This is a genomic window from Vibrio sp. Vb1574, from assembly GCF_033338675.1.
The window spans coordinates 1-1,116 of the sequence record NZ_JAWOTC010000378.1; the positions used below are offsets into that span (position 1 = coordinate 1).

The following is a 1,116-nucleotide window of genomic DNA, read 5'->3' on the forward strand; positions in this document are numbered from 1 at the left end:
GAGGCTGAAAATCTCGGTTTGGATTTAGATATTGATGACGCTCGCGAACGTGTTTACGGCATGACTTATGATGAGTGGAAACAAAACCATCAGCCAGCAGCAACGCCAGAACAATTGGCCGCGTTTGAAGCGCGTCAGAAAAAGTAATCCCAATCAATAAAAAACAGCCCGCACATAAGCGGGCTGTTTTTTTACATTCGAATTTGCATCTTAAGCGGTAATTGGACCACAACATGCCGGCTCAACACAGCCTTTCGCTTGAATGACTTCAAGTTGCGCGAGGTAAGGTTGAATATCACCGATGTTCTCTTTTACCCATGCTAAGTCGTAATACGTATCTAAGTAACGCTCACCAGAGTCACATAGAAGTGTCACGATAGAGCCTGTTTCACCGCGTTGTTTCATTTCGCAGGCCAGTTGAAGTACACCGTAGAGGTTCGTCCCCGTAGATGCACCGACTTTACGTCCAATCAGCTGAGAAACCCAATGCGCGGTCGCGACACTTGCCGCATCAGGAATTTTTCGCATCTCATCAACCACACCGGCGATAAAGCTTGGCTCAACACGTGGTCGGCCGATGCCTTCAATTTTGCTGCCAGTATTGCCTTTTAATTCATTGTTGCCGGATTGGAAGGCATCGTAAAACACTGAGTTTTCAGGGTCTACCACACACAGTTTGGTGTCGTATTTTTGGTAACGAATAAAACGGCCAATGGTTGCTGATGTGCCACCAGTTCCTGGACTCATCACTACCCAACTAGGAATTGGGTGATCTTCTAACTGCATTTGGCTGAAGATCGAGTTCGCGATGTTGTTGTTGCCGCGCCAATCAGTTGCACGTTCAGCATAAGTAAATTGATCCATGTAGTGACCATTTAACTCTTGAGCCAAACGTCGAGACTCGTCATAAATCTGATCTGAGCGTTCAACAAGGTGTGCTTTGCCACCGTAAAACTCAATTTGTTCAATCTTTTTACGCGCGGTGGTTTTTGGCATAACGGCAATGAAAGGTAAGCCAAGTAAGCGAGCAAAATACGCTTCTGAAACGGCTGTGCTGCCTGAGGAGGCTTCAATTACTGTGGTTTCAGGACCAATCCACCCATTACAAATCGCATA

At 46.2% G+C, this 1,116-nt stretch carries 2 protein-coding genes; one reads left to right on the forward strand and one right to left on the reverse strand.

The window, feature by feature from the left end; all coding sequences use genetic code 11:
* Positions 1-147: DUF1244 domain-containing protein (locus tag R7O12_RS26295; RefSeq protein WP_318127008.1), on the forward strand; the 147-nt coding region annotated here is incomplete at its 5' end.
* Positions 148-210: 63 nt separating this feature from the next.
* Here the strand turns inward: R7O12_RS26295 and R7O12_RS26300 are convergent.
* The coding region (locus tag R7O12_RS26300; protein ID WP_318127006.1) for a PLP-dependent cysteine synthase family protein at positions 211-1,116 on the reverse strand (906 nt) is incomplete at its 5' end.